Here is a 1,542-nt window from a genome sequence, read left to right as displayed (position 1 = left end):
CGGCGGGCGTCTTCGCGCGCGTCCCGCACCGCCTTGGCCTCCTGTTCGGCCACCTCCTCGGCAGCCGGAGGAGCCGGGGGAGCCGGGGGTTCCGGGGCCTTGTACGATTTGCCGCCACCACCCATGGCATTGCCTCCTTGTTTCGGTGCGCGGGCGTCTCGCGGGGCCGGACCACCCGGCCACGACGGCCGCGCCGCGTGAGCAGGTGGTACACCCCGTTTTTCCGGCGGATGCGGTCGGAGGGGGGTTGGAAGGGGGGCGCGGGGGTGTACGGGGCATGCGCGGGCATGACGCAAGAAAATGCCCGGCCCGCCGGAACGGAAAAAGCGGAATCGGGCAGGCAGCAACGGGGTGGGGCCGGGGCAAGGGGGGGCGCGGGCGAGTGGCAAGAGAAACGAAAGGCAGACGACGTCTGGGGACAAGGACGGGCACTGCTGCGCGTCACCGGACAGGCACGGCCACGCGGTAAGGCAAGGGAAACATGTGGGGCGGAATGCTTCCGGAGGGGCAAGGTGAACCGCCACCCTACCGGTACACCGGCATGGCCGGGAAAAGGGCGGGCACGCGCGAGTCCGCCCCCCGCGCTGATCCGGGCGATCCGGCGCGCCGGGGCACGCCGAGGCTGGAGCATGCGAGACGCCAGGACGCGCACCGATCGGGCCGCCTGCGATAGCCGCTACCAGGCAGGCCAAATCCGCCGCGCCCCCGCATGATGCGGGGTGCCGTATCCACATGGGGGGCTTTCCCGCCTTGGCCGCGCTTGCGGACTTTGCTAGCTCTGTTAGCTATACGTAGACATCCGCACGCTTCCGAGGCTGGAATGCCCATCCGCCACGCGGTTCTGGCCGCGCTTTTCGCCGCTTTCGTCCTGACTGCGCCTTCCGCCCCGGCCAAGGGGGCCGGGACGCGCTACGAACAGGTGGGCGAGCACTACGATGTGTCCATACACTATCCCGTGCTGCACCACGCTGCCGTGGACGCCGACATCGCACGCATCGTCTGGAAACTTACCGATGCCTTCTGCCGCGTGGCCGGGCACGGCCTGCCCCCGCTGTCCGCCGCCGGTCCCCGCCCCGGGCAAAACGACGGGAGCGCCGGGACCGGAAGACCAGACAAACCGGACAGGATCGGCCCCACAGGCAGGGGCAGTCCCTCGGCCAGGATCAACCCGGCCCGAAGCGCCACGCCCACTGGTGCAGCACAGGGAGTTCCGCGTGCGGGCGCGGACGTCTACGCCCCGGTCCGGCGCGACTGGCTGACCGCCACCCATCGCATTTCCCAGCCGTCGGGCAACGCCGTGTCGATCATCTTCGAGGTGCAGACAGGCCTGTGGGGACGGGACGACGCCGCAGTCAGCCACGATGTGCTGGCCGTAAGCTACGACCTGGCCGCCGGGCGGCGCATCGAACTCTACGACCTGTTCGGCGACGACGACTGCGCCGATGCCGTGCTGACCGCCCACCTGCGGCGGCGAAGCGGCGGCGGCACGCACGACGGCAGGGACGGTGGGGAGGGCGCGTCCGCTGCTCCTGCCCCCGTGCC

At 70.9% G+C, this 1,542-nt stretch carries 1 protein-coding gene; it reads left to right on the top strand.

All coding sequences use genetic code 11. From position 1 onward, the window contains the following. Positions 1-820: 820 nt before the first annotated feature. The coding region (locus FVW20_RS14875) for a hypothetical protein (protein WP_196610220.1) at positions 821-1,542 on the top strand (722 nt) is incomplete at its 3' end.

It is taken from the genome of Nitratidesulfovibrio oxamicus, from assembly GCF_015731765.1.
Taxonomy (GTDB): Bacteria; Desulfobacterota; Desulfovibrionia; order Desulfovibrionales; family Desulfovibrionaceae; genus Cupidesulfovibrio; species Cupidesulfovibrio oxamicus.
This window is presented reverse-complemented; position numbering and strand designations above follow the sequence as displayed.